The 2,954-nt window shown below is 78.0% G+C and carries 1 pseudogene; it reads left to right on the top strand.

The features are described from left to right. Positions 1–93: 93 nt before the first annotated feature. Positions 94–1,817, top strand: a pseudogene (locus tag SSOG_RS54835) (DUF3492 domain-containing protein); the annotation flags it as partial. Positions 1,818–2,954 lie beyond the last annotated feature (1,137 nt).

Here is a 2,954-nt window from a genome sequence, read left to right as displayed (position 1 = left end):
GCCACGGCCATGCGCGCATAACGTGCTCCCGCTGCCCGACGTGCCGAACCGCGGCATGACGGCTTGCCCACATGGGAGATCGGGGGTGCGCTCATGCGCGTGGGACTGCTTACGGAGGGTGGGTACCCGTATGCGACCGGTGAGGCGCGAGTGTGGTGCGACCGGCTGGTGCGCGGGCTGGACCAGCACGACTTCGAGGTCTACGCGCTGAGCCGGGACGCCCGCCAGGAGGCCGCGGGCCGGGCGGAGCTGCCCGCGCAGGTGCGCCGGGTGCGCACCGCGCCGCTGTGGGGCGAGCCGACCGGGCGGCGGCGGTCGTACGGGCGGCGGCAGCGGCGGCGGTTCGCCGAGCACTTCGGGGATCTGGCGGGTGGCGATCAGCGTCCCTGGCGGGCCCCGACAGCGCCCAGGCGGACCGTTTCGCCAGTGGTCTCCACGGCCTCGCCGACCTCGCCCGCGACACCGGCGGACTCGCCACCGCGCTCCGCTCCGAGGACGCCGTCCGCACCCTGGAGCGCGCCTGCCACACCCCCGGGGCGCCGCGCGCCGCCCACCGGGCGCGGGTCACCGATCTGCTGGCCGTGACCGAGGCGCTGGAGCGGGCACTGCGCCCGCTGTCGCTCGACTGGTACGGCGGCGGTGGCCGCGACCCCGGGCTGTCCGGTGTGGACCTGTGCCACGCCACCTCCGGCGGCGCGGCCGCGCTCCCCGGGCTGCTGGCCAAGCGCCGGTTCGGTACGCCGCTGCTGGTCACCGAGTACGGCGTACGGCTGCGCGAGCACTATCTGCGGAGCACCGCCGGGCGCGACGACCGCTCCGAGCCGGTCCGCGCCCTGCTGGCCGCCTTCCAGGGGAGGCTGGCCGCCGAGGCGTACGCCCAGGCCGCGCTGATCACCCCCGGCAATACCCACGCCCGCCGCTGGCAGGAACGCTGCGGCGCCTCCCCGGAGCGGCTGCGCACCGTCTACCCCGGCATGGACGCCGCCCGCTTCGCCGAGGTCGGCGAGGGCGGCGCGGCGGCCGGAGGCGGCGACGAGCGGACGCTGGTGTGGGTGGGGCGGCTCGAACCCGCCAAGGACGTCGTCGCGCTGCTGCACGCCTTCGCCGAGGTGCGCCGCTGGCAGCCGGACGCGCGGCTGCGCGTCATCGAGACCCGGCTCGGCGACGACCCCACCGGCCACGACCCGTCCGGCGACGGCTACCCGGCCCACTGCCGCGCCCTGGCCGACCACCTCTTCCCCGACGAGGCCGCGAACGCCCATACACCCGGGGACAATCCGGTCTCCTTCGAGCACGTCGGCGACCCCGAGGTGCCCACCCTGGCGGACGCGTACGCGGCGGGCGCCGTCGTCGTGCTGTCCAGCGTGGTCGAGGGCTTTCCGGTGGGGCTGGTCGAGGCGATGTTCTGCGGCCGGGCCACGGTCTCGACGGACGCGGGCGCCGTCTGCGAGGCCATCGGCGGCACCGGTCTGGTCGTGCCGCCGCGCAACCCCAGGGCGCTCGCCGACGCGTGCCTCGCACTGTTGCGCGACCCCGAGCGCCGCGCCCGCCTGGGCGCCGCCGCGCGCGCCCGGGCCCTGGAGCTCTTCACCGCCGAGCAGAACGTGGTCGCCTTCCGGGGCATCTACCTGGAGTTGATGTCGCACTGCCCGGTGCGCCGCGAGGAGGTCGGCGCGGGCGGTGCGCCGCTGCCGTTCGCCCGCCCGGCGGAGGCCCATATCGCGGGCCGCTGGACCACAAAAAAAACGGTTCGCGCACACCCCGGGCTGGGCGGAGGACGGACCACCGCCGCGGCAGCCGCTGGCCGCGCTGTCCGAGGAGGGCGCATGACCGGGCCCGCCCCTGGCCCGTCCGGGGCGCGCCGCGAACAGCCCAGCGCCCCGGCGTCCGCCCATGAGCGGGGCGCCAAGGCGCGGCGCGGCTCGGTGGATCCGGTGCGGGCGCTGATGCACCGCCACCGTGAGCTGTGCGCCCGGGCCGTCGATCCGCTGGAGATCGCCGCCGGTCTGGAGGCCCACGGGGTGACCGACCGCACCGCCGCCCGCTTCCGGCACCGCGATGTCTTCTCGCTCGCCGAGGAGCTGTACGCCCGGGTCCCGCGCGACGGCGACGGCGGGGACGACGCGCCCCGTCAGAAGACCGCCCCGGCCCGGCCCTGGGCCCTGCGGGCGGTACTCGGGCTGCTCCCCCTGCTGCCCGGCGCGCTGGTCGCGGCGACCGTGATCGGCGCGTACCGGACCGGTGCCGTCGCCGTGGGCGCGGCCGGTGCCGTGCTGACGGCGGGCGCGCTGTGGCCGTGCCTGCGCCGCGGCTCGCTCGGCGCGGGCGGGCGGCGCGGCCGGACGAGTCGGCGCGGGGGCCGATCCGCGAACCGATCCGCGAACCGATCCGCGAACCGATTCGCGGGCCGTTTCGTGGGCCTGCTCACCGCCCTTTTCGCGGCCCTGCCGGGAGCGCTGTGCACCGGCTGGCTGCTCGCCTACGCCGCCTGCGGCGATTGGCTGCTGGCCGGGCTCATCGGCCGTACGGACGGCGCCCCCGGACCGTTCGCCGCCGGTCCGTACGACCCGGCGGCGGCGTGCGAGGCCGCCGTCGTGCTCTGCCTCGCCGTCGCCCCCGCCGCGTGGTGCGCCCGCTGGTTCGCCGTACGGGCGCGCCGCAGGCTGGCCGCAAGCAGCGGGCTGGACGAGTTCGCGGCGGGCGTCCGTCCGCTGTGCGCGGCCGCGGCCCTGGCCTTCCTGCTCGCCCTGCCGCCGCTGGTGCTCACGGCCCGGCTCACGGTGCCCGGCGCCGCCGCGGACCCCACCGCCGAGGCGGGCGTCGCCGCGCTGGCCGGGCTGCTGTTCCTCGCCCGGATGCTCACCGTCCACGGCTTCCGCGCCGCCGCGGCCACCGGCACCGCCGTGGCCTGCGCCGCCGAGGCGGCCGTGCTGGGCGCCGCCGGGGCCGCCCGG

The organism is Streptomyces himastatinicus ATCC 53653 (assembly GCF_000158915.1).
Classification (GTDB): domain Bacteria; phylum Actinomycetota; class Actinomycetes; order Streptomycetales; family Streptomycetaceae; genus Streptomyces; species Streptomyces himastatinicus.
Note: the sequence above shows the minus strand (reverse complement) of the source record. Positions and strands in the feature narration are given on the sequence as shown.